The following is a 26,827-nucleotide window of genomic DNA, read 5'->3' on the forward strand; positions in this document are numbered from 1 at the left end:
GTGGACCAAATTTATTTAATTTTTAACTAGCTCCCATTTTTATGGGACACTAGTGAGCCAAAGATAAAACTAATAATCGGAATGTATTCATATTGGTAGGTTTAATTAAATTGTGCTTTTGTTAGGGAAGGGTTAGGTATAGCTGTCTTTTTATCGAAAAGAAGCTGTTTGTCGTGACAAACGATGTAAACGAAAAGGACAAATCTGGAGTGGAAAATGGTGAATATGGGGTTTGGAAGCCGGAAATAAGTGTGTTTTTATGCGAAAGTAATTGAAAAAGGGTGCGCAAGTACCCTTGTTTGGACACACCAGTACTGCCGTTGGGCATCAGAAGTAGCTGTGAACTGGATCGGAAGTAAGTGCGAATGGGCATTCAAGTAGGTTCATGAACCGGTTGAGGCGGTATTGGACTTCTATTTTGGCTCTTTTGGGATGAATTACGGTGAAAGGTTTCGCTAGAATAAAAGGCTGTTTTTTGTCATTTATCTATGAACCAGCGTATTGCTAATTTCTTTTTTCATATTTGAGAGCGAACCGTACGCTGGTCCGAAATATGCGGATCTCCGGGGGATAAGATGACAAATTGTCAAAATGTCAATCGACGAATCAAGCGGAGCCTTGTCCTTTGTAAAGATAGATTAATTAGCGTATATATCTTTATCGTTCACAGGATTTTTCCCTATTTTTGTCTCTCAATTGAAATATGAAGACTGAATGGAAGATAAATACGTGAGAAATAGTTTACGGTTCTTTATAGGGGTATTTCTGCTGGCCGTGCTGTATTCGTGCGCCAATATCGCTTCTCCGAACGGAGGGCCTTATGATGAGGTTCCACCTAAGTTCGTAAGCAGTACACCGTTGCCTAACCAAATAAACTATAAGGGAAAAAAGGTGGAGATTATTTTTGATGAGTTGATCCAGATCGATAAGCCTACCGAGAATGTGATCATCACTCCGCCCCAAATGGAGCAACCCGTTATCCGGGCGAATGGCCGGAAGGCGGTCATCGAGCTGATGGATACGTTGAAGGAGAATACGACCTATACGATAGACTTCACCAATTCGATCTCCGATAATAATGAGAAGAATGTATTGGAGAATTATTCCTTCGCGTTCTCTACCGGCGAATCCATAGACAGTATGGAGGTGTCCGGAATCTTGCTGAACGCCGAGAATCTGGAGCCTATGCCGGGTATTACGATCGGTGTACATACGAATCTGGAGGATTCCGCCTTTACGACGATCCCGTTTGTCCGTACTTCCCGTACGAACGATAAGGGGGAGTTTACGATTCGTAACATGGCCCCCGGAACCTATCGGATCTATGCCTTGGAGGATGTGATGCGTTCCTATAAGTACAGCCAGCCAGGGCAGCAGATCGCCTTTTACGATTCCTTGATCGTACCGGCTTTTGAGTTGACGGCCCGTCAGGATACGATTTGGAAAGATAGCTTGACGATCGATACGGTGATGACAGTCGGTTATACCCATTTTATGCCGGACAATATCGAGTTACGTCTGTTTAAGGAGAAAGTAGAGCGTCAGTATATGTTGAGGCCGGAGCGTACGGATGAGAAAATACTAACCTTGCGTTTCAATGCCTCCTTGGACACCATTCCGGTACCAGTTCCTTTGAATTTCACCCCGGCAGATAGTAATTGGTATTTCTTGCAGACAGCGGAAGAAGGAAAAGCCGTACATTACTGGTTGACCGATTCTTTGATCTGGAAGCAAGATACGTTGCGAGTGGAGGTGAATTACCTGAAAAGCGATTCCATGAATGTACTTCGTCCACAGACGGATACGGTACAATTTGCCATGCGCCGCCGTCCTGTGGAGAACAAGAAAAAGAAAAAAAACGACGAGCCGGAACCCATCGAGTTTCTAGGAATGAATGTAAACGCTTCCGGAGCGATCAACATTTATGACACCTTGACTGTTACATTCAATGAACCGGTAGCGGGGTTAACGAAAGATCATTTTTATCTGGATCAGAAAGTGGATACGCTTTGGGAAGCCGTTGACTTCGATTTCTTCCCGGATACGACGAATTCCTTGAATTTTTTCATCAAGCGCCCGTGGAAATATGGCGAGGAATACCGTTTGGAAATAGACTCCGCTACGATATTCAGTGCCTATGGTAAATGGAATGATGGGTATAGCGGGGAATTCAAGATCAAGAAAGAAGATGAGTATGGACATCTATATATCAATGTCGAGGGAGCGGATACCACCGCTTTCGTGGAATTATTGAATAGTAACGACCAACCGGTCCGTAAGGTGAAGGTAAAAGATGGCGGTGTGCTCTTCATGGACTTGAAACCGGATAAATATTATGCCCGCCTAATAGTAGACGTGAATGATAACGATGTCTGGGATACCGGTAATTACGCCGAGAAAAGGCAGCCGGAGCTTGTCTTCTATAGCCCGAAGATGTTCAATATCATGCAGAACTGGGAAGTGGAGGAGACGTGGAATATCAAGGCTACACCGATGAAACGGCAGAAACCGATCGATATCACGAAGAATAAACCGAAAGAGCTAACGAAAAAGAAAAGAGATTACAAAAATGAGGGAACACAGTCTTCGTCCAATAGGAACAGCGGTGTGGGCGGCTTGCGCTTCTAAACTGTATATATGCGTTTTCTTTTTGTGTGCGGCGGGCCTTATGTCTTTGCGGGCACAAACTTTGCCGTTATCCCATGGGGAGCGGGTGGATTACGATCTTTATTTCAAGTGGGGACTCATCATGTCGAAGGCCGGTTTGGCTACCCTTTCCGTGAAAGAATCGGAATACCAAGGAGTGCCGTCATGGCATTATAACCTGTTGTTCCGCACCGGTGGCGTGATCGAGAAAGTCTTCGGGATGCGTGATACGATGGATTGCTATTACTCAAAGGTGCCTCAGCTCTTGTTCAGCTCGAAGCGCACGAATGAGGGGGATTACTATTTGGTGGATAATCTTCAGTTTGAGTATCAAGGAAGCGGTAGGGTCGAGATCCACTCGCATCGCTATACGTTAAAGGAAACAAAGATCGATACGATGCTGATGGCGAAAGGGCGTGTATTCGATATGTTAGGGGCCACTATGTACCTTCGTTCGTTGGATTGGCGGACGATGGGTTACGGGGCGGAATTCCCTTTTATAATCGCTATCGGCCGGGATCTTGTAAACGCCCGTTTCCGCTATACGGGGCAACAGATCGTCGAGCATAAAGGGGCTAAATTCCGTACCCGCCATTTCTATATCGATATCTACGATGAGGCCTTCACTCAAGCCAAGGAAGCTGCGGAGGTCTGGATCGGTGATGACGAGAACCATATCCCGATAAAGATCCGAGCGAAACTGAAGATCGGGGCGGCCGAGGTCTATTATAAAGATTCCTATAATTTGCGTGCCCCGCTTACTTGCCGTATCGTGGTGCAGAAGAAATGAAAGCTTTTTAGATAGGCTTGTGTTTCTCGCACCCGGCTCATCACGGAGCTGGGGCGAGAGCTTTTTATAGAATTTCTTTTTTAAACCAACGGAGTGAAGGGTAATTCCGTGTCTTTGCGGTAACCTGTACCATTAAAAGTAGCGATTAATTCTCCGGCTTCATTGGTGATACGGACTTCGCAATTCGCCAGTCTCTTATGGCTGAACGCTTCTTTCGCTTCCGCATATAAGTATCCCTTACTCTCCGCCTTAAAGAAATTGATGTTTGAGGTAATGGATAATGTCAGGCGTGCGTGGCTATTAGTCGCTGCGGCGAAAGCCAGATCCGCCAACGTGAAGATCGCCCCACCTTGACATACGCCTCCACCATTTAAATGTTCGGGCTTAATGAGCATACGCGCCTTGGCGTAACCGTTGCCCGTTTCTAATAATTCAACGCCCGCAAGCAAGGCGAATTTATCGCCTTGAAGAAATTCATGGATTGTCATAACCTCTTACTATTCGCTTGGTGGATTATTTGCTTAGTTTCCATTCCGCTCCGTCCTTGGTATCCTTGATTTCGAATCCCATCGCGGTTAATTCGTTGCGGATCTTGTCGGAAGTCGCCCAGTCTTTGTTCGCTTTTGCTTGTTGGCGGATAGATAACAAGAGATCCACGGCCTTACCGAACGCTTCGTAATGGTTGCCACCAGCGGAAGCCTCGTCTTTCATACCTAGGATATCGAACAAGAATAAATGGAATACCTCTTGTAACTCTTTCAAGTCTTCCTCGGATAGAGTAGCTTTACCGTCTTTTACGGAGTTGATCGCACGGGTAGCGTCGAATAGATGAGAGATCACGATCGGTGAGTTCAAATCGTCATTCATGGCCTCGAAACATTTCTCACGAAGACCTTTCGTGTCTACGGTAGAGGTAGCGGACGGTTTCAACTTCATCAAATGTCCGTATGCCTCCATCAAGCGTGACAAGCCCTTCTCGGCAGCTTGCAAAGCCTCGTTGCTGAAATCAACCGTGCTGCGGTAATGCGCTTGCAGGATGAAGAAACGGATTGTCATGGCGGAGTACGCCTGTTGCAAGGAGGCGTGATCGCCCGTGAAGAATTGATCCAGCGTGATGAAATTGCCCAGCGACTTACCCATCTTCTGCCCGTTGATGGTGATCATATTATTGTGCATCCAATAATGAACCATATCATCTCCTTGGGAAGCCACAGCTTGTGCGATCTCGCATTCATGGTGCGGGAAGATCAAGTCCATGCCTCCTCCGTGGATGTCGAAATGCTCCCCGAGGTACTTCTTGCCCATGGCGGTACATTCGCAGTGCCAGCCGGGGAAGCCGTCGCTCCACGGAGACGGCCAACGCATGATATGCTCTGGCTGGGCGCATTTCCAAAGGGCGAAGTCGATGGCGTTATGCTTCTCGTCCTGCCCGTCTAACGCACGGGTCGTGTTCAGCATATCCTCGATATTCCGGCCGGAAAGGATGCCGTATTTATGATCCTTGTTATACTTTTCCACGTCGAAATATACGGAACCCTGGCTTTCGTAAGCGTAGCCGTTATCCAGAATCTTCTTGACCAGCTCGATTTGCTCGATAATATGTCCGGAAGCGTGCGGCTCGATACTAGGAGGAAGTACGTTCAGCGCATCCATCGCTTGATGATAACGATTGAGGTAATATTGAACCACTTCCATCGGCTCCAACTGCTCGAGCCGTGCCTTCTTGGCGATCTTATCCTCCCCGTCATCGGCGTCGTGCTCCAAATGTCCGACATCGGTTATATTGCGTACGTAACGTACTTTATATCCTAGATGAGTGAGATAACGGAATAGCAAGTCGAACGTGATCGCCGGACGTGCGTGTCCCAGATGAGCGTCACCATAAACCGTAGGACCACATACATACATACCTACATGCGGCTCATGCAGGGGTTTGAATGGCTCCTTTTTTCTCGTAAGCGTGTTGTAAATACTCAATGGATGTTCCATATACTGTCTGTGTTTAGTAATCGCGAACTTACACAAAATCCTTGGAATAAACGAATAAAAAGCCGTAGAACCCCATCTTTAACAATGGGGCATCCAACCCTCTTGATTATATTATTGTAAGTAAAAATAAAGTATAGCTATCTTTTTGTCGTAGATGGATGCTTTCTATTTGCGTAAATACGGTGAGCCTGTATCGGCAAGAAATCTTCATGGCGACTTCTCGGTCTTCCAAAAAGCACGATGATCCTTTCTCAAAAACACGTACGTTTTTTTCAGGCCTTGTGGACGATCGCTCGCTTGCGGTCTTTCAGTATCGCATCCATGTTCTCTAGGGCCCACCCTATTAGCGCATAGATGTGGGGCAGCAGGGTTTGGGCTCTTTCGGTGAGCGCGTATTCTACACGTGGCGGCACCTCGGGATAGATGGTGCGCGTTACGTAGCCATCCTCTTCGAGCGTGCGGAGTGTCACGGTCAGCATTTTCTGCGAAATGTCCGGGATCTTGCGCTGCAATTCCTTGAATCGCACGGCCCGGTTTTCCTTGTTGAGCGTGTAGATGACCAGTATGGACCATTTGTCGCTGATCCTTGCGAGTATGTTTCGTATGGGGCAGCCGGGGAATAGGGCATCCTCGATCGTTGTTCTATCCATAATGTCCTGTGTTTCGGATTACTCTACAAAGGTAATCAAACCGCATTTAAGCGGCAAACGAAAAATTTCTTGAAAAAATATTCGTTCGCAACTGTTTCAATATTAACAAAGGTTACTTCGAGGTAACTATTTGAGCTTTAAGTGCCTACTTGCGTGGATAGAACGGTGGTGATATCTTTGCGTCATGAAAAGGGAGTGAGACCCCTTGGAATAGCGAACCATTAAAGAAAACGAGTAGTATGAAACAGATTGAGCAAGTTGCGGCAGCAACACAATTCAGTGCCATTAACGTGGGTAAATTGAGTGATTTGAATGAGTACGTATTGGAACTTGGCCCTGAGGTGAAAATCCCCGGCAAGGTATTTGGCGGAACGGCTTTAGGGGCCAAGGGCGGAGAGTTCTCTTTCCAGGTATTCCAACCGGGTATGGAGACGGGGTTCTTGCATACGCATAAGACGCATGAGGAACTTTACTTTTTCTTGAGCGGCAAAGGCGAGTTCCAGGTAGATGGCCAAGTGTTCCCCGTAGAGGAGGGTAGTGTGGCACGTGTGGCTCCCGACGGGAAGCGAAGCGTGCGCAACAATGGGACGGCACCACTCGTGATGCTCTGTGTACAATACCGTGGTAATACGTTCACGGCAGCCGACGCGGCCGACGGTGTGATCTTGAATGAACCTGTAAACTGGTAAGCGAAGGAAGAGACAGGCTTATATGATTAGTTTGCTTGTGCTGGTTTGCGCCTATGCCTTTGGTACGGGCGTAAACCGTTCTGAGAAACCCTGAAATTCGCGACAGCTTGGCGGTCTGCATAGCCATTATTCCAAATCCCAGGAAATGATCATTGACATTCTGACCTTTTGTAAACGGAAGTCCCGGAGAATCGCTTTTTCCGGGCCAACATGCGGCTCGTCGCCAAATTCGCAAGAAAAAATCGGCAATCCATTCATAGCTAACACGATACTGAAAAACGGCCTTTCGTTCTAGCGAAAATAATTCTCCCTAATTCATATTTACGGCCTTATTTGGGCGATTTCGGAGGGTTACGACTGGGTTATAACCGGGTTACAATGCCCATTTGTGACTACTTATGATCCAGTCCGCGGCTATTCACGATGCCCAACGGCAGTATCGGCGTAGCCTGATGGCACTATATGTGTAGGCTTTCACCGCCTAATGTGCCTAAAAACGGGGATATTTCCGCCTCGGAAGGCGTTTTATGGCTCCTCTTGGCTCTTGGTTTGGTTGATCTTAGGGATGGCGTTGTCACGATTCTCCTGTAATAAAGAATCATAAAGAAAGGAAGAGGGCGATTCCGTCGACTTATCGATAATTTGGCCCAGTCGTTGTAATATCTTTTATGCGATCGTTGGGTTCGATAAACGAGTTAATCGATGCTTATTTACTGTTGTAGCTGCTTTGCGTTCATTCTTTTGGATATTTGTGTTGTTCAGATATTTGCTTATCTCCATTGCCATCCACCCGGTAATCAGATAGACAGCAAACGGTAATTCTTAGCCTTGGGCGATTTTTCATCTATGGCTTCTGTTACGGCTTAATGTAAAAGCGTCGGCCGATCACCAGGCTGTGCCTCGAAAGAAGGTGAAAAGCCGTTACGCCGCAAGATAAACTTTCTTTTTCGATAAGATATATTTACTTGGGCAATTAATATATACTGCGTTTTTTCGGTTTTATATTCGTACCTTCGCGGATATAATTGATTTTCTATGAAATGGTATCTATGGGGGACGGTTGTCTTGTTTTATTCCCTGTTTGGGAGCGCTTGTTCTACGGAACGGAGGTATGATTTGTCGGCGTATGGTTTATCCCCAGTCGAGCATGTGGATAACGCACCCGCCATGGCGAGGGCGTTGGAGCGGATACGGGAGCAATGTGAGGAAAACCAGACAATTGTGGTGACCTTGCCCAAGGGCCGCTATGAGTTTTATCCCGATAGTGCGGCGGAGCGTGTCTACTATATCTCGAATCATGACCAAGTGAATCCGAAGAAGGTAGGCTTGCCCTTCGAGGGGATGAAGAATATGGTATTCGACGGGCAAGGCTCGGAGTTGATCTTTCACGGCAGGATGTTGCCGGTATCCCTGCTGGATTCCAAGAATTGCGTATTGAAGAACTTCAGCATAGATTTCGTGAATCCCCAAATCTCGCAGGTGAAAGTGGTGGAGAACGATACGGTGAATGGCGGGATCACCTTTGAGGTGGCTCCGTGGGTACGGTATGAGATACGGGATAGCGTGTTCGTCGCAAAGGGGGAAGGCTGGGAGATTGTTCCCACTTCCGGTATCGCTTTCGAGGGGGATACACGTCGTTTGGTGTATCGGACGAGCGACATCCCGGTAGGCGTGCGGGGTTTGATCGAGGTTTCTCCAAGGTTGATAAAGTCTCCCCGTTGGAAAGACAACCGTTTGGTGCCCGGTACGGTGATCGCGCTGCGTAACGGGGAGCGTCCGGCTCCCGGTATCTTCCTGTATCATGACGTGAATACGACGCTGGAGAATATCCAGGTTCATTATGTCGAGGGAATGGGTCTCTTGGCGCAGATGAGCGAGCATATCACGCTGGATGGTTTCTCTGTTTGCCTGAGAGGGGAGGATGATCCCCGGTATTTCACGACACAGGCGGACGCAACCCACTTCTCGGGTTGCAAGGGTGCGATCATCTCCAGGAATGGCTTGTACGAAGGGATGATGGATGACGCGATCAATGTGCATGGAACGTACCTGAAAGTAGTGAGACGAGTGAATGACTCGACCTTGGTAGGCCGGTATATGCACCCGCAATCGTATGGTTTCGAATGGGGAAGGATAGGAGATTCCGTGCAGTTCATCTGTTCGAGTACCATGGAATTGATAGGAGCGCAAAACCGGATTGCCGCTATCAAGGCAGTAGATCAACCGGATTACCAAGGGGCGAAGGAGTTCGAGATCCGGTTTGAGAATAGGGTGAATCCTTCGATCCATGAGGGAAGCGGCTTCGGCATAGAGAACCTGGAGTGGACGCCGACGGTCCTATTCTCGGATAACGTGATCCGGAATAACCGTGCCCGCGGTTCCTTGTTCAGCACGCCTCGGCAAACGGTCGTAGAGAATAATGTTTTCGATCATACCTCAGGGACGGCGATCCTGCTGTGCGGTGATTGCAACGGCTGGTTCGAGACCGGCGCTTGCCGGAATGTGTTGATCCGTAAGAATAAGTTTATCAACTCCTTGACGAATATGTTCCAATTTACGAACGCTATTATCTCTATTTATCCGGAAATCCCGGATTTAGCGTCGCAAAAGAAATATTTCCATAGTGATATCGTGATCGACGCGAACGAGTTTGTTACGTTCGACAGGCCATTGGTATATGCGAAGTCCGTGGACGGGTTGGTGTTCACGAATAACATTGTCAGACAAAATACGGAATATCCGGCCTTCCATTGGAATAACCATCGTTTCTATTTCCAGCGGGTTGTCCATTCGAAAATAGAGAACAATTATTTTGATGAAGGATTTATCCGAGAGAGGGATGTCTTAGAGGAAAATAACGGATATGATATATAGGAAATTAATTGTCTTGGCAAGCCTTTTGATAGGCTTCGTAAACATTACGCTGGCCGGCGTTCGTGATCTCGATACGCTAAACGTACGTTCTCAACTCCCTGCCAAGGAGAGAATGCCTGTTGTCGCCTATAAGTTCAACCCGAAAAGCCTGATTCTTCCGGCCTCATTGATAACGGTGGGAGCCGTAGGCACGGCGATCGACGGGATGAATGACTTTCACCTGTTTTCCCGGAAAGATTCCGTGAAGCAAATCCATATCGACAATTACTTGGAGTGGGGAATGCTCGGTTGGGTATTTGTCTGCGACCTTATGGGAAAAGAGAAGCATAACTGGGTAGACCAACTTTGCTTGGTCGCTTTAGCGGAGGGGATGAACGGCTTGATGGTACATGGGTTGAAGAACTGGGTAAATGAGCCTCGCCCGGACGGGGCGCCTTATTCGTTTCCGTCCGGACATACCTCGAATGCTTTCTTAGGGGCACATATGGCTTATAAGGAATTTAAGGATAGCTCGCCTATACTCGCTTACTCGGGTTATGCGATAGCGGCATTCGTGGCGGGTTCCCGCTTATACAATAACAGGCATTGGGTAGCGGATGTGGTGGCTGGCGCGGGTTTCGGTATCTTGTCGGTAGAGTTATCGTATCTGATCTATTTCCCGATTCGTAACGCTATCGCACGCCGGATCAATCGAAACGTAAAGAACTGTCCGATCGTGGCCGCTCCGGTACTCAGTTCGAATATGGCGGGATTCTATCTGACATATCAATTTTAGGCAGGTCGCCGCGATCCTACTTGCAGTGTTGCTGCAATCCCTGTTGCAGTATTACTGCAATCCTTGTTGCAGTACTGCCGCAAACAGTGGTGCAGTACTACTGCAACCCCACTTGCAGTAGCTCTTCCATATAGGAGCGATCGTTACAGAGGCGGGGGATCTTGTGTTGTCCGCCTAGTTTGCCTTTCTGCTTGAGCCATTCATAGAAAGCACCGTCGCGGGCGATAATGACCTCCAGCGGTTGAAGGGAGATCTCTTTATACCGTTTCGCCTCATAGTCCGAATTCAACTTTTGCAAGTTCTGATCCAACAGAGTGGCGAATTCATCAAGGGATTCCGGTTTCTTGTCAAACTCGATAAACCATTGGTGTCGCCCTTTCGCCTTATCCAGCATAAAGAGTGGGGCGGCGGTATATTCTTTTACTTTCGCTCCGGTTCGTAGGCAAGTCATGGCGATCGCCTTATCGGCGTTATTCACCATTAGCTCCTCGCCAAAGGCGTTGATAAAGTGCTTGGTACGTCCGGAGATAACGAGTTTATGAGGGAATAACGAGGTGAAACGTACCGTATCCCCGATCTGATAGCGCCATAATCCTCCCGAGGTCGTGATTACCATCGCATAGTTTTTCCCGGTCTCTACCGATTCCAACGGCAACACGGTCGGATGGGTGCTACCCATCTCGTTCACCGGGATGAACTCATAGAAAATACCGTAATCCGGCATTATAAGCAAACTGGGGTCTGCCGGATCGTCTTGCAGCCCGAAGAAACCCTCGGATGCGTTATAGGTCTCCATATAATGCATCTTATCCGATGGAATCAAGGTTTTATATTGCTCCCGGTAAGGCTCGAAACTGATTCCCCCATGGAAGAAGACTTCCAGGTTGGGCCATACGTCCGTAAGATATTCCCCGCCTGTTTTTTTCAATACGGCCTTGATCAATACCAACATCCAAGAAGGAACACCGGATAGGCTGTTTACATCCTTATTCCAAGTGTTCTCCACGATCGCCTTGATCTTGCTTTCCCATTCATCCATTAGGATGATGGGTTTCTTGGGGACGCGTATTAAATTGACGAGCGGATTGAGATTTTGAAGTAATACGGCGGATAAGTCGCCTTGGTGAGCCTCGGAGTTTAGCGAGGAAGGGCTATGGCTACCGCCCAATATCAAGCCTTTCTTGGAGAAGAAACGGCTTTCCGGGTTGTTTCGCAGATAAATGGCCACGCAATCGAAGCCTCCCTTATAGTGGCAGCCCTTCAATATCTCGGGGGTGACGGGCAGGAATTTGCTTTTGTCGTTCGTGGTTCCGCTACTCTTAGCGTACCACCGCACCACCGAAGGCCAGAGAATATTCTTTTCTCCGTTTATCATTCGGGTGACATACGGTTTTATGTCGTCATAAGTTTGTAAAGGAAGACGTTGGCAGAAGTCTGAATAAGAGCGAATGCTTTTATAATCATATTTGAGCCCCCATTCCGTCTTGCGTGCCATCGAAAGCAGAGCATGCAATTGTTTGCGCTGGATATGGTCTATATCCCGCCCAAATCGTCCGATCTCCGTTTGTCGATGGCGGAAAAGGAGCGAAATCGTCTGTGTTAAAATATCCATGCTCTTTCTATTTGTTCGAGTGCAAATGTAGGCATTCTCTTTTTATTTATATCTTTGCTAAGTACTAAATTAACGTTACGATGAAAATAGGGATTCTCTCATCGGGTGGCGATTGCCCCGGTATCAACGCTACGATCCGTGGTGTTGGCAAGACCGCTATCATGCATTATGGTATGGAAGTTATCGGTATTCATAGCGGTTTTATAGGTCTTTTGAATAAGGACATCCAAGTTTTCGATGAACGGAGTTTATCCGGCATATTGAATTTAGGGGGAACTATTTTAGGAACGTCCAGAGAGAAGCCTTTCCGTAAGCTCTTGGCCTCGGGAGATTCGGAAAAGCCTGAGATCATTAAGAGAAATTATGAGGAGCTAGGATTGGACTGCTTGGTTTGTATCGGAGGAAACGGTACGCAGAAGACGGCCAATCTATTATCTCAGATCGGGTTGAACGTGATAGGCATTCCCAAGACGATCGATAATGACATATGGGGTACGGATATTACGTTCGGTTTCAATACCGCCGTGAATATCGCCACGGAATCTATAGACCGTCTTCATTCTACGGCTAGCTCCCATAAGCGGGTGATGGTTGTGGAGGTGATGGGCCATCATGCCGGATGGATCGCCTTGTATGCCGGGATGGCTGGAGGTGCCGACGTGATCTTACTTCCAGAATTGGGATACGATATCGATAAGGTGAACGAGGCGATCTTGGATCGGGCTCGCAGGGGCAAGCCTTACTCCATCGTGGTGGTGGCCGAGGGTATCGAGACTTCGGATAAAAAGCGTCCTTCTGATTATATCACCCGGGCTATCGAGGCGGGAACGGGTATTGAGACTCGTGATACCGTATTGGGATATACCCAACGGGGTGGAAACCCCTCTCCGTTCGACCGTAACCTCGCTACCCGCTTGGGAGGCCATGCCACGGAACTGATCGCTAATGGTGAATTCGGGCGTATGGTTTGTATAAAAGGAGACACGGTGGAATCTATTCCTTTGTCGGAAGTAGCAGGAAAACTAAAATTGGTGACACCGGACCATGATTTGATCGTGCAAGGGAAACGGATGGGCGTGACATTCGGGAAATAATAAAGAACTCTCGAAAGCAGGATGATAGCTTTTGGGAGTTCTTCATGTCGGAAATTTTATACAGTTTTTTCCTCGGGGAGCTCTGAAAACTCTTTTTCATCGGTTAATTCACCAGTCTTCTTTTTCTTTGTGGCAGAGATTCGCTGCTGGAGTTCTTTGTCTGTCCGCAATCTTTTGATCGCCATTTTAGAAGCCGCTTGCTGTGACTCTTTTTTAGAGTAGCCGATACCTATGCCAATTTGCTCGCCGAGCAATTTAATCGCGCTTTGGAATACAGGATTCCCATTATGATCCGTAAAAGATTCTATTAGATCGAATGAGATCGATACTTTTTTCTTTTGGCTCCATTCAATCAAGTTTGATTTGAAATTTATCTCTTTCCTGACGAGCATATCTACATTGATATACTTTTCTATCATCACGTCGCGGATAAACTTATAACAAACATCATAACCTTGATCCAGATAAATAGCGCCGATCAAAGCCTCGAGCGCATTACCATACATATGATTGTTATGAGAGTTTATCTTGGTTGAATAGACTACCAATTGATCTAGGCCGAGTTGTACTGCGATCTTATTCATCGTCTCCCGTTGTACGATCTTGGAGCGTGTGTTTGTCAAAAAGCCTTCTCTCTTATTAGGGTAGCGCTTATAGACAATATCAGCGACCGCCGCATTCAAGATTCCATCTCCTAAAAACTCAAGGCGTTCATTGTTAATCCATTTACCATCACCCGTCTCTACCGATGATGATTTATGCAACAAAGCCTGCTCGTAAATCTGGAGATTATCCGGATAAAAACCTAGAATCTTTGATAAAGACAAATAAGGCTCCCTACCTTTATTTAGCAGGAGCCTTATTCTTTTATGTAGCTGTTTGTATAGCTTTCTAAACACGTTATTTCACGAATTTTTTAACAATAGCACAAGCGTTGTGTCCGCCGAAACCAAACGTATTCGATAAAGCGGCTTTCACTTCTCTTTTTTGAGCCTTATTGAATGTGAAATTCAGTTTATAATCTATTTCAGGATCATCGTCGCCTTCAGCATGGTTAATGGTCGGCGGGATGATTCCATCGTTTATAGCCATAATACACAGGATCGTCTCTACCGCTCCGGCAGCGCCAAGCAAGTGACCGGTCATTGACTTTGTGGAACTGATATTCAGTTGATAGGCATGCTCTCCGAACACATCTTTGATCGCCTTAACCTCTGAGATATCGCCTACGGGAGTCGATGTACCATGAACATTGATGTAATCAATGTCTTCCGGAGTCATTCCCGCGTCTTCCAATGCGTTTCGCATCACCAACTTCGCCCCTAAACCATCCGGATGAGAAGCGGTTAAGTGATAAGCGTCGGCAGACATTCCGGTCCCAGCGATCTCGCAATATATTTTAGCGCCACGAGCTAATGCGTGCTCCATTTCTTCCAATACCAAGCAAGCTCCACCTTCACCCATCACGAATCCGTCACGACTGGCGCTGAACGGGCGAGATGCGGTCTCAGGAGAATCATTACGTGTTGATAATGCGTTCATGGAGTTGAATCCACCTACACCCGATTCAGAGATAGCAGCTTCCGCTCCACCGGTGATGATGACATTAGCCTTGCCCAAACGGATATAATTGAATGCGTCACTGATAGCGTTTGTGGAAGATGCACAAGCTGAAACGGTCGCAAAGTTCGGGCCGTGGAATCCATAAAGCATGGAAATATGTCCGGCTGCGATATCCGAGATCATTTTCGGGATGAAGAACGGGTTAAATTTCGGACCGATCGTATCTTTGATCTTCGCATAACTCAATACTTCCTCGTCAAATGTCTTGATACCACCGATACCTGAAGCGAAAATAACGCCGATACGGTTCTTATCTTCGTTATCCAAGTCCATTGCCGCGTCTTCGATTGCTTGTTTCGCCGCATCGATCGCAAATAAGCTATAACGATCACACTTGCGGGCTTCCTTACGATCCATGACTTTCAACGGATCGAAGCCTTTAACTTCGCATGCAAATTGTGTCTTGAATTTGGATGCATCAAACTGAGTAATAGGTCCTGCGCCACTTTTTCCGTTGATAATACCTTCCCATGTTTCGGGGAGGGTATTACCAAGAGGAGTAATAGCTCCAAGACCTGTTACTACAACTCTTTTTAATTCCATACCTTTAGTTAAAAGGATTGATTACTTCGCGTTAGCCTCGATGTAAGCGATAGCGTCACCTACAGTTGTAATCTTTTCTGCTTGATCGTCAGGAATTGAGATACCGAATTCTTTTTCGAACTCCATAATCAATTCTACAGTGTCAAGAGAGTCTGCTCCTAAATCGTTAGTAAAGCTTGCTTCGTTTGTAACTTCTGTTTCTTCAACACTTAACTTGTCAACGATGATAGCTTTTACTCTTTCAGCAACTTCAGACATAACTTTTTCAATTTAGATTAATAAATACGAATATACTTTTTAAATTTGCAGTGCAAAGAAAAGAATTTTTTATGTTACAAAGCAAATTTAATAAGCTAAAAATGCGGAAAACTGCACATTTTTTCTTTTCTTGTGCATTTAAACATCTGAAAATATGAAAAACATAGCGATTTTTGCTTCCGGATCTGGTACGAATGCCGAGAACATCACCCGATATTTTGCTAACAGTGAAAACGTTAATGTTGCGGTTGTTTTATCAAATAACCGTAATGTTGGTGTGCACGGACGGGTAAACAAGTTGGGCGTGCCTTCTTTCGTGTTTTCACGGGAGGAATTCATTGCTGGTGTGCCTATCTTGGAAAAGTTGGTGGAATATGATGTTTGTCTTATCGTGTTGGCCGGTTTTATGAATAAGATCTCGGATGTGATTCTTCAGGCTTTTCCCGGGAAAATCGTGAACATCCATCCTGCGTTACTTCCTAAATATGGCGGTAAAGGAATGTATGGCATGCATGTGCATGAGGCGGTCGTGAAGGCCGGTGAGCGGGAGTCGGGTATTACTATACATTATATTAATGAGCATTATGATGAGGGAGCCATTATTTTTCAGGCCTCTTGTCCGGTGCTTCCTTCGGACACACCGGAAGAGGTTGCCAATAAAGTGCATGCTTTAGAATATAAACATTACCCGCATGTTATCGAGAGTTTATTATGAGCCTCTTGCCTATCAAGCTATTTGAAAGCCTAGTCTTTTGAGCGTGATGTCTTCTTCTGGGGATGATCCGATTATGTGGTAAGCATGGAACTCGCGGGGATGATCATAATGCGCCCTGAACCACTCGAAGCGTTCCGGGCTTTCTCTGAGTTTTCTGTCAATCGTTTGCGGGTTAAAGCTTCGCAAGATGGTTTCTTCCACCCGATTCATGGCGAATTGTCCCAGCTCGATCACGGGATCAAATGGAGCGGAGGGGACGACTTCCTTTATTTTGTCGATCTTAATACCGAAGAAGCGTTTGATATGTTCAAGGCACATCCGTGTCCCGTTCGCCTTCCCGTCAGCGGAGAAACCGGCTATATGGGGAGTGGCGATCGTGGCTTCCGACAGTAACTTCCGGTCGATATCCGGCTCGTTCTCCCAGCAATCGATGATCAGTTCGCTGACCTTGCCGGTTCGTTTGGCCTGCAATAAGGCTTGCGTATCATGTACGGCACCCCGGCAACTGTTGATAAACCAAGGATTTCGTTCTAATTTGTCGAAAAAAGCGTGATCGGCTAGGTGACGGGTGGCGAAGCGTCCCTCTTTGGTCAACGGTACATGTAAGGTGATAATATCCGCCTCTTTGGCGATCGTGTCCAAGGATACGAATCCATCTTCACCTTCCTGTTCGGCACGGGGCGGGTCATTGCGAAGCACGCGCATCCCCACAGTCTCGCATAGTCTCTCTACGATACTCCCTACATGGCCTACGCCTACGATACCGATTGTCTTCCCCGCTAGCCTCTCTCCTTTACGGAGTGCGACGGCTACCAAAGAGGATAATACATATTGCCCCACGGAGGCGGCGTTGCAACCCGGCGCGTTCTTCCACGTGATCCCTGCCTTCTCGCAATAACGGGTGTCGATATGGTCGTAGCCGATGGTGGCCGTCGTGATCAGGCGTACCCGGCTACCTTCCAGCAGCTCGCGTGTACATTTATCTATGCTACGTACGACCAGGGCATCTGCGTCTTTTATGTTTGTGGGTGTGAACTCTTTGGAGTCAAGGTAGGATACGTCTGCTATCGGCTCCAAGATCCCTTTTAGGTAAGGAACCGTGTTATCTGCTATTATTTTCATTTTATTAGCTTGATTATCGTTACGCGATATTAAGTAAAAAACAGGGGATATACAAGTGATGGGAGTTTCTTCTAGTGGAAACAGTGGTTTCTATTAAGGAAAACTTTTGTTTCTTGCTACTAAAACATTAGTTTCACCTAAGAGAAACAAAAGTTTTAGTAGCAAGAAATTTTAAAAAACTGTAATATGTTAATAATAGGGTGCTTATCTCAGCTTGTGCCGATTGAAATGAGGCCCCGCTTTTAGTAAGAAGAACAAGGTGGACAATACCGTAAGGCAAGCGCCGGACAGGTAGGCGTAGTTGAACCCGCCCAATTCTTGTGCGATGGTGCCCCCGGCCATCAACCCAACACCGATACCTACGTCCCAACTAGTTAGATAGGTAGAAGTGGCCGTACCCCGTTGGTTATTGGGTGCCAGATTCACGAAAAGCGTGTTGAAAGCAGGGAACATGGTTCCGAACGCCACGCCTTGCGAGAGGGCTATACCTATGTAGAGATAGGAAGAAAATACCGGGTTCCAACGCATCAACTCCTTGAGCGCCGCAAGAAGAAAGAATGTGGCCGCCGCCAAATACATCCCGAGAGAGATAACAAGCGTGATCCGTCCTTTGTCCACTTGCCGTCCGGAGAACAGGCGGGAGACGGCCAGTCCGATCGCCATAAAGGTGAAATAGAGCCCGGAGTTTACGTTGATCCCGATCTCGGCGGCGTACATCGCCACATAAGTGGTCGTCATTCCGTAAGGGATTGAGAGCAATAGCAGGGAGATACCCGCCCAAGTTCCCTTCACCAAGAAAAAGCGGTCAAGAGAGATAGGTTCTCGTTTGACCGGTTGCTTATAAGGAGCCTTGACCATATAGGCCATGATAAAACCAAGGCTTCCGGATAGCAACGAGCAGGAAAAGATCACGTCGTATGTGAAGTGTCCTTGCATGAATAGCCCGATCATCGGCCCGAAACTCATGGCGATGTTGTTGGCCAGGCCATAATAGCCAATGCCTTCCCCACGGCGGGAGGAGGGCAGGATATCGATCAGTATCGTATTTCCGGCCACTGTCACCATGCCGAAGGCGAAACCGTGTACGATGCGTAAGGCGATAAAGAGGGTAAGTGCCGTGGCTGCCATGTACCCGCCGAATATGGCGGTGAAAATGAAATAAGCTACCAGATATAAGGGACGGCGGGCGAAAGTATCCAGCAAATATCCGGCGAACGGACGGATACAGAGCGCTGCTAACGTATAGCACGATAAGATAAGCCCGATCATGGACTTCCCGATCATGAATTCTTCCTTCAGATAAAAAGGCAAGATTGGCAGGATTAGATAGAATGCGAAAAAAAGCAGGAAGTTTGCCGCTAATATATAGCAAAAGCTGGATGTGACGATCTTATCATTATTCATAGAGACGTATCGTTTATAAATAGTGCGAAATTAGGTGAATTTATTGAATGAATCTTTATCTTTGCCGCACAAAGTATTTACAGAAAGAAAATAATTGAACTTATGAACTTCAGCGAACAATGTTTCCGGATTTTTGAGCAAGCTACGGAAGCCTATCACGTGACTGATAACGTAGACGCCACGGTGCATAACCCGTATGCGGTAAAAAGCATCGAGTTTTATCTTTATCTAAAGAATTGGATTGATGCCGTGCAATGGCATTTGGAGGATATCATTCGTAATCCGGAGATCGATCCGATGGAAGCGCTGGCTATCAAACGCCGCATCGATAAATCGAATCAAGATCGTACGGACTTGGTAGAGCTGATCGATAGTTTCTTTCTGGATAAATACAAGGACGTGAAGGTGTTGCCGGACGCTACGATCAATACGGAAAGCCCGGCTTGGGCGATCGACCGCCTGTCTATCCTTACGCTAAAGATACATCATATGCGTGAAGAGGCGAGCCGTGCGGATGCCACTGCCGAGCATAAGACCCGTTGCGAGCAAAAGCTGGCCGTATTGCTGGAGCAGAAGAAGGACTTATCTTCGGCGCTGGATCAATTACTGTCTGATATCCGTGACGGTAAGAAATACATGAAAGTATATAAGCAAATGAAGATGTACAATGACCCGGCTTTGAACCCGGTGTTGTACGGTAAGAAATAATGGCGAATATATTAGTAATACGACTTTCCGCTATCGGGGATGTGGCGATGACGGTTCCCGTTATCTATTCTGCGGCCAAGGCGAATCCTGAGGACTCTTTTACGGTATTGACACAAGCTTTCTTGATCCCGGTATTCATGAACCGGCCGGGGAACGTGAACGTGATTGGTATCAATACGAAGACCACGGAGAAGAATTTGGCGGGGCTGCTCCGTTTTTCCTCCGCATTGGTGAAGTACGATTTCGATTTGGTACTGGATTTGCACGACGTATTGCGGACTATGATCATCCGTACGCTGTTCCGCTTGAACGGCAAGCGTGTATTTGTCGTGGATAAGGCCCGGAAAGATCGTGTGCGGTTGACTGATGCGAAGAATAAGCAATTTAAACAACTTCGCCCGGTGATCGAACGTTATGCGGATGTTTTCCGTAATGCCGGACTGAATTATATGGAGACATTTACGTCGTTGTTTGAGACATCCGCACCGGATTTATCAGCCTTAGAACCTCTTGCGGGAATGAAGACCGGCAAATGGATAGGTATCGCTCCTTTCGCCAAGCACCGGGGAAAGATTTATCCGATCGAGGAGATGGAGCAAGTCGTGGCCAAGCTTTCGGAGAGAGAGGATCTTACTATCTTCCTGTTCGGTGGTCGTGGTTATGAGGAGGCTGTCTTGGAGCAATGGGCTTTTGAGCATCCCCGGGTAAAAAGCGTGGTGGGTAAATATTCCTTAGACCAAGAGCTGGCCTTGATCAGCCGGTTGGATCTGTTGCTTTGTATGGATTCTGCCAATATGCATTTCGCCTCCTTGGTCGGTACACGGGTACTTTCCATTTGGGGCGCTACCCATCCTTATGCCGGATTTTACGGATATCATCAGGATACGGAGGATTGTATCCAGTTGGACTTACCTTGCCGTCCTTGTTCCGTATTCGGCCAAAAGCCCTGCCTGCGGAAGGATTGGGCGTGTTTGAAACAGCTCAATCCGGATCTAATCATAAACAAGGTATTAACCTCTTTAAATGAAATGGTTTCGGATGAAGGAGGTCATTGAACTAATTAGTAAGCGAATACAAATAGTGCGATTTTGTCTACTTTTGGGTAGTCTTTTTTTGTGTGTATCGTCTATAAAAGCAGTGGAATGGCATGAAAAAGTGAATTATTTAATATATTCACCTCGTTACTTCGGACCAAATGCTTTTCCGATCCCGGAATTGCTTGGAGGAAGTTTGTCTAATCGTTGGGAGGTTGAACTTCGGGGAGAGTATTATAGGATGCAAGGAGATAAAACAAAAGATATCTTTACCCGTTTGTATATCCCAGTCGTAAAGGGACGTGTAGGGGTGAATGTCAGTTGGGTATTCCAAGAATGGTATGAGATGTCGCCGGAAGTCCGGGACGAACGTTATGCGGTAGAACTGAAATCCCCGATTGTTTGCCGGGGTGATGTGATCTTCAATTTTTATTTCCAAGCCCTCCGGAGCGAGAAATGGATGGATATTGTGGTAAGCGCCAACCTGAAAACTGCCAGTGGCGGACGTTTATGCGACGCTCGTTATACGGATGCGGCCTCTTATTGGTTCGACGCCAATCTGGGACATACATTGTGGAAGCGGAAGGATGTAAACGCTTCGATCCGTGTGCAAGCTTTAGCTGGTTTTTATTGTTGGATGACGAATGATGTCGTTCATCGTCAGAACGATGCTTTCTGTTATGGGGCAGGCGTGTTAGGTACCTACCGGGGGCTCTCGTTGGATTGTAATTACGCCGGTTTCCGGGGGTATAGAAATAATGGAGATAAACCAGGCGTTTTACGTATAAAAATGAGCTATGGGATTGGAAGGAATATCATTTCATATCAATATAAGTATGGAGTAAAAGACTTTTGTTATAATAGTTACTCTTTGGCTTATATAAGATGCTTTTAGAGTGGATTCTTATAATAAATTATTATTTGATTTAAAATGGACTAATAAGTATAGCTTTTGGAAGAATGTTATGGTCGGTTTAGGATGTATCTTCATCTTGTTTTTAAAATGAAATAGTATGATGGAATTTATTAATCGTTATTTGTTTTGGGTGTGTATCATTGGGGGATTGACCTCATGCTCAAATGAATTTATAGATTCAGCTAGTCTTGATGAATCTAGTTCAATTACTACTAAGGCTTTAACTAAAAGTGACACGATTCTCCAATATGAATCTTTTATTTATAAGGGAAGTTCGTATGAGGTTACTTATTCAATTGTAGGAGATTCTGTTGTTAATATGATTGCGGACGAGGATACTAAGTCTCTTCTTTCATATTTAAACTCTTTATCAGGTTGGGGAACTTTTATATATGCTGATGGCTCTGTAGAGTATTTTGATAATGAGGGAGAGTTAATGGCGAATTTGGATGCGATTGTGGATAAAAATAGTAAAATTGATGCTAATTTTATAGATCAAGTCTCTTCTCGAGGTTTTGTCCCGGAGAATGATGCTTGTGCACCAGATTGGAATGGAAATATTGGAAGTTTGTATTTATGTGATGATGATGGTTATTCCGGAAAGGTTCGTCATATATTTTATCCATCTACATCTCCTGATTCTGTCGCTGTTCCACATTTAAAACCTACTTATGAAATGAATGATAAAACGACGGCTTTTTGTGCGTATGTCCGGAGTGGTTATTATATGTTACTAAATATGTATGAAGATGATAATTATAGAGGCTCTTTTATTTCTCAGATAGTGGATGGAACAAAAGATTATGTAATGGATAGGGGATTGTTTAGTCTGAATACAAGGGAGGCAAGAGATGTTGAATTTGGAGGAGTCTTTTGCCCTAATTTAAAGAAGGTTGTTTTAAGAAGGGATGTGAGCAAAACTTGGAATGATAGAATAACCTCTATAAAAATGAAAAGAATAAGTAAACCGTTCGCACCTTAACTTTCTTATGGTGTTATCGCTTTAATTATATTGTTTACGTTGAGGATAATTGATTAGAGGAACTTTTATCTTAAAAGATAGTAGAGAATGTTATTTCAGACTTAATTAGATTCTTACTAATGGATTTAATAAAGTCTGATCGTTAATTTTTCCGGCTCTAGCTTAAATATGATTTGGGGAAGACTTCTATATTAAATACTTGTTTGATGAAATACGTTATCAATCCAAAATACCGTTTTCTAGAGGAGTTTATTTATTCTGTTCCAGAAAACTTTACTTTTACAGGGGAACTTATTTATTCAGGGCGAAATATCTTGAAGCTCTATGAGGTTCAAGGATGTCGTTTAGTGGTGAAAAGTTTTAAAGTACCCCATATTATTAATAGGTTCGTATATATGAATATGCGTAGATCTAAAGCAAGGCGTTCCTTTGAATATGCAAATTATCTTTTAGAGCAAGGTATATATACTCCTGAACCTGTAGCTTTTATTGAGGATTGTTCGGGCCTAGGTCTTAATCATTCTTTCTATGTATCATTAGAATGCCCCTTCAAGCGGAATTTGCGTGAGTTTTGGTATGTCCCGGAAATAGGAGATCGAATGCCTATTCTTGAGTCTTTTGCCCGCTATACGGCAGATATGCATGAAAAGGGAATTTTACACAAAGATTATTCTTCGGGGAATGTTTTGTTTGAGGTAAAGAATGATCGCCCCTCTTTCGCTTTAGTGGATATAAATCGCATGAAATTTGGAAAAATTGGAGAAGAAGAGGGTTATAAAAACTTTGATCGTCTTTGGCTACCAGATGAAACATATAAAGTAATAGCTTATAATTACGCTTTAGCGCGCGGGTTTAACCCTCAATATGCGATTGAGCGGATTTGCTATTTCAAGGATAAGAGAATGAGTAACTCTTGATTATAAGCCTGTTCGGGGAGCAGGCTGTTTTTTGTGATGATATTCGTACACTTTAGCCATTGTTGCGAATTTGTAATAGGCCGAAAGGATCGCATAGCAAAATCCGGGTGTACCATCTAATATACCTTTCTTGAGGATATATTGTTTGAAGAAGCGAAAGCTCACTTGCATGGCGATATCAAATAGCGCATATTTCTTGTTTTTTCGCCTTTCAACTTCTTTATCGGAATAAGTATTTATTTTTCTTATGAAATCTGCGACACTCTCATTCGCTAAATGAATAAGTGCGAGTTCTGTTTTATGCGCAGGGATTGTAGCGGTTTTACCGGTTATATGTGGAATTGCGTGAACGAACGGAGGCCAATCTATCGCTTCTTTTCTGGAGAAGCGCAATAAATAATCAGGATAGGTCGCACGCATGAATTTCCCCATAAAATAGTTTTTTCGGGGGATCCGGATGGCATCTGGAGGATTGGGGAGATTGATTTGTTGATAGAGGTATTCTTTTAATTGAGGTGTTACGATCTCATCTGCGTCGATAATTAATACCCACTCTTGAGACGCAGCTTGGATTGTTTTGTTGCGTGCGGGTTCAACGATTCCTGTATGCTCATGGTAGATAATCCTGCAATTGTGTTTTTGAGCGATTTGAATTGTTTTATCGGTACTATTCATGTCACAAAGAAGAATCTCATCGAAATCTTGGACGGCACTTAGTACTTTGTCTAAATGTAAGTCAGCATTATATGTATTAATGACAACAGAAATACCCATGTAAATAAATTGTTAGATTATATATTACTCAAAAGTATATAGCATTTTTGAGAAAAACAAATTTCATTCTATGATCGTAAGGCACTTTCGTATACTCGCATGAAATGAGCCGCCAATACGTCGGGCATGAATCGCCGCATATTCTCTCGTCCGCCGGAACGCATGGATTCGGCCAGCTTCGGCTCGTTCAATACGGACTCTATCAAGCTGCGCAGCTCTTGCTCGTTTCTCGGATCGGTATATAAAGCGGACGGTCCACCCGCTTCTTCCAGACAAGAACCGGTAGCCGCTATCACCGGAATACCGGCAAGCTGGGCTTCCAAGATCGGGATACCAAATCCTTCGAAAAACGAGGGATAGACAAATAAGGTCGCCATCTGATAGAAAGCGGCTAATTCGTTAAAAGGTATATGGGTCAAGATACGGACACGATCGGACAGGTTGTTTTCCCGGATATAGGTCTCTACCGTATCCGTATAAGGCGTATGTTTACCGATAGCGATCACGGAAATATCTTCTTTCAGCTCTTTTAGGGCTTTTATCAGGAGCAATAGATTCTTCCGTTCCTCGATACTCCCTACATATAATATATAAGGTCCATTTATCTGATATTTCTTGCGTATGGTCGATTTTACGTTTTCTTGAATCGCTTGCCCGAATACCGGGTCGCAACCTTGGTAAACCACCTCGATCTTGCTTTCCGGGATGTTGAAGAAATCACGGATGTCTCGCATCGTTTGTCGGCTGATCGCTATGATCTTGTCTGACCGTAAACAAGCTTGCTTGAATTTGTAGGTATAAATAGAACGATCGATCGGTTTGTAAAGCTGCGGATAACGCAAAAAGATCAAGTCATGTATCGTTACGACGGCTGGGATTTCGTTCTGTTTTAGATTCATCGGAATCTCGTTACTCAGGCCATGGAACAGATCGACATGCTCTTTTCGAAGCGTAGTCGCTAGACCGGAGGTACGCCATAAAGACGGAAATAGTTTATTGAACCTGCCCTCCGGATAATGGAATGAGACACTTGGACGCTCCTCGATCCGTTTCCGTAACACCTCTTTACCCTTGCCCGGCGTATAGAGTTGATACGTATGTTCCGGAAAAGAAGCGGACAAGCTATTCACTACGAACCGGCTATAATTACCCAGTCCGGTAGCGTTATGCGTAATCCTTTTTGCGTCGAAAGCGATCTTCATAGGTTTGAGTTCGATATATTGGACAAATATACGATATAATTTTAATTACCTTTACCTCATTTCCTTCCGAAATCCGCCGGGATCTCTCCCCATACAGAGGTTTCCCATTTGAGGATCCGGGTGGTATAGGTATGGGTGTTCAACCATTTCTCGGCCCGCTCGATGAGGTCGAAGATCGGTTCGTTGATCGGTTTACGTTCTAATAGGGTTTTGCATTTCTTTTTCTTGACCCAACTGATGGCGTTGCGGCTATCCGAATAGATCGGCAGGTCGCTTCCCTTTTGCTGTAGCAAGGCGAGGCCATGTACTAAGGCGAGGAATTCCCCGACATTGTTCGTACCCTCCTTCAGTGGGCCGATATGGAAGATCTCTTGTCCGGTAGCGGTATAAACGCCTCTGTACTCCATATCCCCAGGATTGCCGCTACAGGCGGCGTCTACGGCAAGGCTCTCATTGATGGGGTTCCCGATCGGGGCTTTCGGTGCGAGACGGGCCACGGCTTTCGGGGAAGAGGCGGTCTTTAGGTAATGGGTATAGCCGGCTTCGAAAGCTTTGGCGGCTTCCTCCCGGTTCTCGAAGGATTTATATTTGGCTCCCTCTTGCCCGTCTACCTGCGCCTTGCATTCCGCCCAGCTATCATAGATTCCCGGGTTCAACCCTTTCCATACGACATAAAACTTATTCTTGGCCATGGCTCTTACTCAAGATTTTTTGTGAGAACTGCGTATAGGTACCGAACGACGCTCTTTTATCCTTGAAAAAACGGATCAAGGCATCCAGCCTTCTTTCCATACCACAACCGGAATGGTTAGTCATGATAAACGGTAACTTTAACTCTTTCCGGTCACTTAAGGAGGTAAACTCCCACGGATGGAAATAGGTCAGGAAATAACCGTCCTCTTTCCACGTCCAAAGTGCCAGCTTACGGTACAAGGAGGCTGGAAGGTTATGGTAAGCGAGCCAAAACAAGGGGAAACGCACGATTGGAGTCACCGAGGCGGGAAGTTGTAATACGCCCGCTTTCATGAAATAGGTACGGGGTTGCCCTAGATGATTGTAACGACCGGGAATACAGGTCGGGTTCAAGGACGAGTTGTATAAATAACCTGCCTTATATATATCCTTTTCTTCAACGGGCATCATGCGAGCCATACGGAAACCGTTCACCGGTTGCCCGGTCAGTTCCTCCAATACCTCTTTGGACTTGCGTAGATCGGCTGTCTCGAACGACGAATGATAAAAACCATGCGAAGCGATCTCGTGTCCACCCTTTTGGATGTCCAAGATCAAATCTTTAGCGTGAAGGGCAAAGTTTGCCGTGCAAAAGAAAGTCGCTTTTACCTGGTGACGGGCCAGACATGCCAATATCTTCCGGGTTCCTTCCACGGAAGTACGCATTTGTTCCTCGAACGGCAATTCCACGCCGTGTTTCAATGGAGCGTCAAACTCCTCGATATCAAAACTAAGTAATATCATGAATGTTAATTAATCTCTATGAAATAAGATGGAT

The 26,827-nt window shown here is 45.6% G+C and carries 25 protein-coding genes; 12 read left to right on the plus strand and 13 right to left on the minus strand.

The features are described 5' to 3' along the window. Nucleotides 1-714: 714 nt before the first annotated feature. Both E5342_RS04725 and E5342_RS04730 read left to right on the plus strand, forming a co-directional pair. Nucleotides 715-2,628, plus strand: coding sequence for an Ig-like domain-containing protein (locus tag E5342_RS04725; RefSeq protein ID WP_135958919.1), 1,914 nt, complete (start codon nucleotides 715-717; stop codon nucleotides 2,626-2,628). Continuing rightward, nucleotides 2,570-3,436 carry a DUF3108 domain-containing protein gene (locus tag E5342_RS04730; RefSeq protein WP_135958920.1) on the plus strand — a complete coding sequence of 289 codons (867 nt, stop codon included), beginning with the start codon at nucleotides 2,570-2,572 and terminating at the stop codon, nucleotides 3,434-3,436. The genes E5342_RS04725 and E5342_RS04730 overlap by 59 nt, the downstream gene beginning before the upstream one ends. Nucleotides 3,437-3,516: 80 nt before the next feature. Here E5342_RS04730 and E5342_RS04735 read toward each other — a convergent pair whose 3' ends face one another. From E5342_RS04735 to E5342_RS04745, 3 genes are all read right to left on the minus strand, one after another. Beyond that, complete coding sequence (locus tag E5342_RS04735) at nucleotides 3,517-3,924, minus strand: PaaI family thioesterase (RefSeq protein WP_005864005.1); 408 nt, start codon at nucleotides 3,922-3,924, stop codon at nucleotides 3,517-3,519. A gap of 25 nt (nucleotides 3,925-3,949) precedes the next feature. Further along, nucleotides 3,950-5,425, minus strand: coding sequence for a cysteine--tRNA ligase (gene cysS, locus E5342_RS04740; protein WP_121736865.1), 1,476 nt, complete (start codon nucleotides 5,423-5,425; stop codon nucleotides 3,950-3,952). A 272-nt stretch (nucleotides 5,426-5,697) separates the two neighbouring features. Then, the gene (locus E5342_RS04745) at nucleotides 5,698-6,075 is read right to left on the minus strand and encodes a winged helix-turn-helix transcriptional regulator (RefSeq protein WP_121736866.1); all 378 of its coding nucleotides are present in this window, start codon (nucleotides 6,073-6,075) and stop codon (nucleotides 5,698-5,700) included. A gap of 239 nt (nucleotides 6,076-6,314) precedes the next feature. On the opposite strand from E5342_RS04745, the gene E5342_RS04750 reads away from it, so the two are divergent. The 3 genes from E5342_RS04750 (at nucleotide 6,315) to E5342_RS04760 (ending at nucleotide 10,413) form a co-directional block, all read left to right on the plus strand. After that, on the plus strand, nucleotides 6,315-6,764 hold the full coding sequence (locus E5342_RS04750) for a cupin domain-containing protein (protein ID WP_121736867.1): 450 nt from the start codon (nucleotides 6,315-6,317) through the stop codon (nucleotides 6,762-6,764). A 1,035-nt stretch (nucleotides 6,765-7,799) separates the two neighbouring features. Further along, entirely contained in the window at nucleotides 7,800-9,638 is a 1,839-nt protein-coding gene (locus tag E5342_RS04755) for a right-handed parallel beta-helix repeat-containing protein (protein WP_135958921.1), read from the plus strand. Beyond that, nucleotides 9,628-10,413, plus strand: coding sequence for a phosphatase PAP2 family protein (locus tag E5342_RS04760; RefSeq protein ID WP_121736869.1), 786 nt, complete (start codon nucleotides 9,628-9,630; stop codon nucleotides 10,411-10,413). The genes E5342_RS04755 and E5342_RS04760 overlap by 11 nt, the downstream gene beginning before the upstream one ends. 97 nt (nucleotides 10,414-10,510) lie before the next feature. On the opposite strand, the gene E5342_RS04765 is transcribed toward E5342_RS04760, so the two are convergent. Continuing rightward, complete coding sequence (locus E5342_RS04765) at nucleotides 10,511-12,025, minus strand: GH3 auxin-responsive promoter family protein (RefSeq protein WP_135958922.1); 1,515 nt, start codon at nucleotides 12,023-12,025, stop codon at nucleotides 10,511-10,513. An 80-nt stretch (nucleotides 12,026-12,105) separates the two neighbouring features. Between E5342_RS04765 and E5342_RS04770 the strand changes: the two genes are divergently transcribed. Beyond that, nucleotides 12,106-13,119: an ATP-dependent 6-phosphofructokinase gene (locus tag E5342_RS04770; RefSeq protein ID WP_121736871.1), complete on the plus strand. Its 1,014-nt coding sequence runs from the start codon at nucleotides 12,106-12,108 to the stop codon at nucleotides 13,117-13,119. A gap of 56 nt (nucleotides 13,120-13,175) precedes the next feature. On the opposite strand, the gene rnc is transcribed toward E5342_RS04770, so the two are convergent. The 3 genes from rnc to E5342_RS04785 are packed head-to-tail and all read right to left on the minus strand — an operon-like array spanning nucleotide 13,176 to nucleotide 15,543. After that, complete coding sequence (gene rnc, locus E5342_RS04775) at nucleotides 13,176-14,018, minus strand: ribonuclease III (RefSeq protein ID WP_121736872.1); 843 nt, start codon at nucleotides 14,016-14,018, stop codon at nucleotides 13,176-13,178. Between the two features lies 1 nt (nucleotide 14,019). Then, nucleotides 14,020-15,285 carry a beta-ketoacyl-ACP synthase II gene (gene fabF, locus E5342_RS04780; protein ID WP_121736873.1) on the minus strand — a complete coding sequence of 422 codons (1,266 nt, stop codon included), beginning with the start codon at nucleotides 15,283-15,285 and terminating at the stop codon, nucleotides 14,020-14,022. 21 nt (nucleotides 15,286-15,306) lie between these two features. Next, nucleotides 15,307-15,543: an acyl carrier protein gene (locus tag E5342_RS04785; protein WP_005639879.1), complete on the minus strand. Its 237-nt coding sequence runs from the start codon at nucleotides 15,541-15,543 to the stop codon at nucleotides 15,307-15,309. Nucleotides 15,544-15,697: 154 nt separating this feature from the next. Between E5342_RS04785 and E5342_RS04790 the strand changes: the two genes are divergently transcribed. Beyond that, nucleotides 15,698-16,258, plus strand: coding sequence for a phosphoribosylglycinamide formyltransferase (locus E5342_RS04790; protein WP_121736874.1), 561 nt, complete (start codon nucleotides 15,698-15,700; stop codon nucleotides 16,256-16,258). Nucleotides 16,259-16,270: 12 nt separating this feature from the next. On the opposite strand, the gene pdxB is transcribed toward E5342_RS04790, so the two are convergent. Next, a complete protein-coding gene (gene pdxB / locus E5342_RS04795; RefSeq protein WP_121736875.1) occupies nucleotides 16,271-17,380 on the minus strand; it encodes a 4-phosphoerythronate dehydrogenase PdxB in 1,110 nt (369 codons plus the stop codon). 204 nt (nucleotides 17,381-17,584) lie between these two features. Continuing rightward, entirely contained in the window at nucleotides 17,585-18,784 is a 1,200-nt protein-coding gene (locus tag E5342_RS04800) for an MFS transporter (RefSeq protein WP_121736876.1), read from the minus strand. A 102-nt stretch (nucleotides 18,785-18,886) separates the two neighbouring features. On the opposite strand from E5342_RS04800, the gene E5342_RS04805 reads away from it, so the two are divergent. The 5 genes from E5342_RS04805 (at nucleotide 18,887) to E5342_RS04825 (ending at nucleotide 23,341) form a co-directional block, all read left to right on the plus strand. Next, nucleotides 18,887-19,492, plus strand: a complete 606-nt coding sequence (locus tag E5342_RS04805; RefSeq protein ID WP_121736877.1) for a DUF4254 domain-containing protein — start codon at nucleotides 18,887-18,889, stop codon at nucleotides 19,490-19,492. Next, nucleotides 19,492-20,547 (plus strand): glycosyltransferase family 9 protein, encoded by a 1,056-nt coding sequence (locus E5342_RS04810; RefSeq protein WP_121736878.1) that lies wholly within the window; start codon nucleotides 19,492-19,494, stop codon nucleotides 20,545-20,547. The genes E5342_RS04805 and E5342_RS04810 overlap by 1 nt, the downstream gene beginning before the upstream one ends. Beyond that, complete coding sequence (locus E5342_RS04815) at nucleotides 20,531-21,421, plus strand: hypothetical protein (protein WP_121736879.1); 891 nt, start codon at nucleotides 20,531-20,533, stop codon at nucleotides 21,419-21,421. Before E5342_RS04810 ends, E5342_RS04815 begins: the two co-directional genes overlap by 17 nt. Nucleotides 21,422-21,539: 118 nt before the next feature. Then, the gene (locus E5342_RS04820; protein WP_135958923.1) at nucleotides 21,540-22,424 is read left to right on the plus strand and encodes a hypothetical protein; all 885 of its coding nucleotides are present in this window, start codon (nucleotides 21,540-21,542) and stop codon (nucleotides 22,422-22,424) included. Nucleotides 22,425-22,630: 206 nt separating this feature from the next. Beyond that, entirely contained in the window at nucleotides 22,631-23,341 is a 711-nt protein-coding gene (locus tag E5342_RS04825) for a lipopolysaccharide kinase InaA family protein (RefSeq protein ID WP_121736881.1), read from the plus strand. On the opposite strand, the gene E5342_RS04830 is transcribed toward E5342_RS04825, so the two are convergent. From E5342_RS04830 to E5342_RS04845, 4 genes are all read right to left on the minus strand, one after another. Continuing rightward, a complete protein-coding gene (locus E5342_RS04830) occupies nucleotides 23,342-24,115 on the minus strand; it encodes a glycosyltransferase family 2 protein (RefSeq protein ID WP_121736882.1) in 774 nt (257 codons plus the stop codon). Between the two features lie 68 nt (nucleotides 24,116-24,183). Then, entirely contained in the window at nucleotides 24,184-25,317 is a 1,134-nt protein-coding gene (locus E5342_RS04835; protein WP_135958924.1) for a glycosyltransferase family 4 protein, read from the minus strand. Between the two features lie 56 nt (nucleotides 25,318-25,373). Further along, a complete protein-coding gene (locus E5342_RS04840; protein ID WP_121736884.1) occupies nucleotides 25,374-26,009 on the minus strand; it encodes a viroplasmin family protein in 636 nt (211 codons plus the stop codon). Further along, nucleotides 25,996-26,793: a polysaccharide deacetylase family protein gene (locus E5342_RS04845; protein WP_135958925.1), complete on the minus strand. Its 798-nt coding sequence runs from the start codon at nucleotides 26,791-26,793 to the stop codon at nucleotides 25,996-25,998. Before E5342_RS04845 ends, E5342_RS04840 begins: the two co-directional genes overlap by 14 nt. Nucleotides 26,794-26,827: the final 34 nt, after the last annotated feature.

Source organism: Parabacteroides distasonis (genome assembly GCF_004793765.1).
Lineage (GTDB): Bacteria > Bacteroidota > Bacteroidia > Bacteroidales > Tannerellaceae > Parabacteroides > Parabacteroides distasonis_A.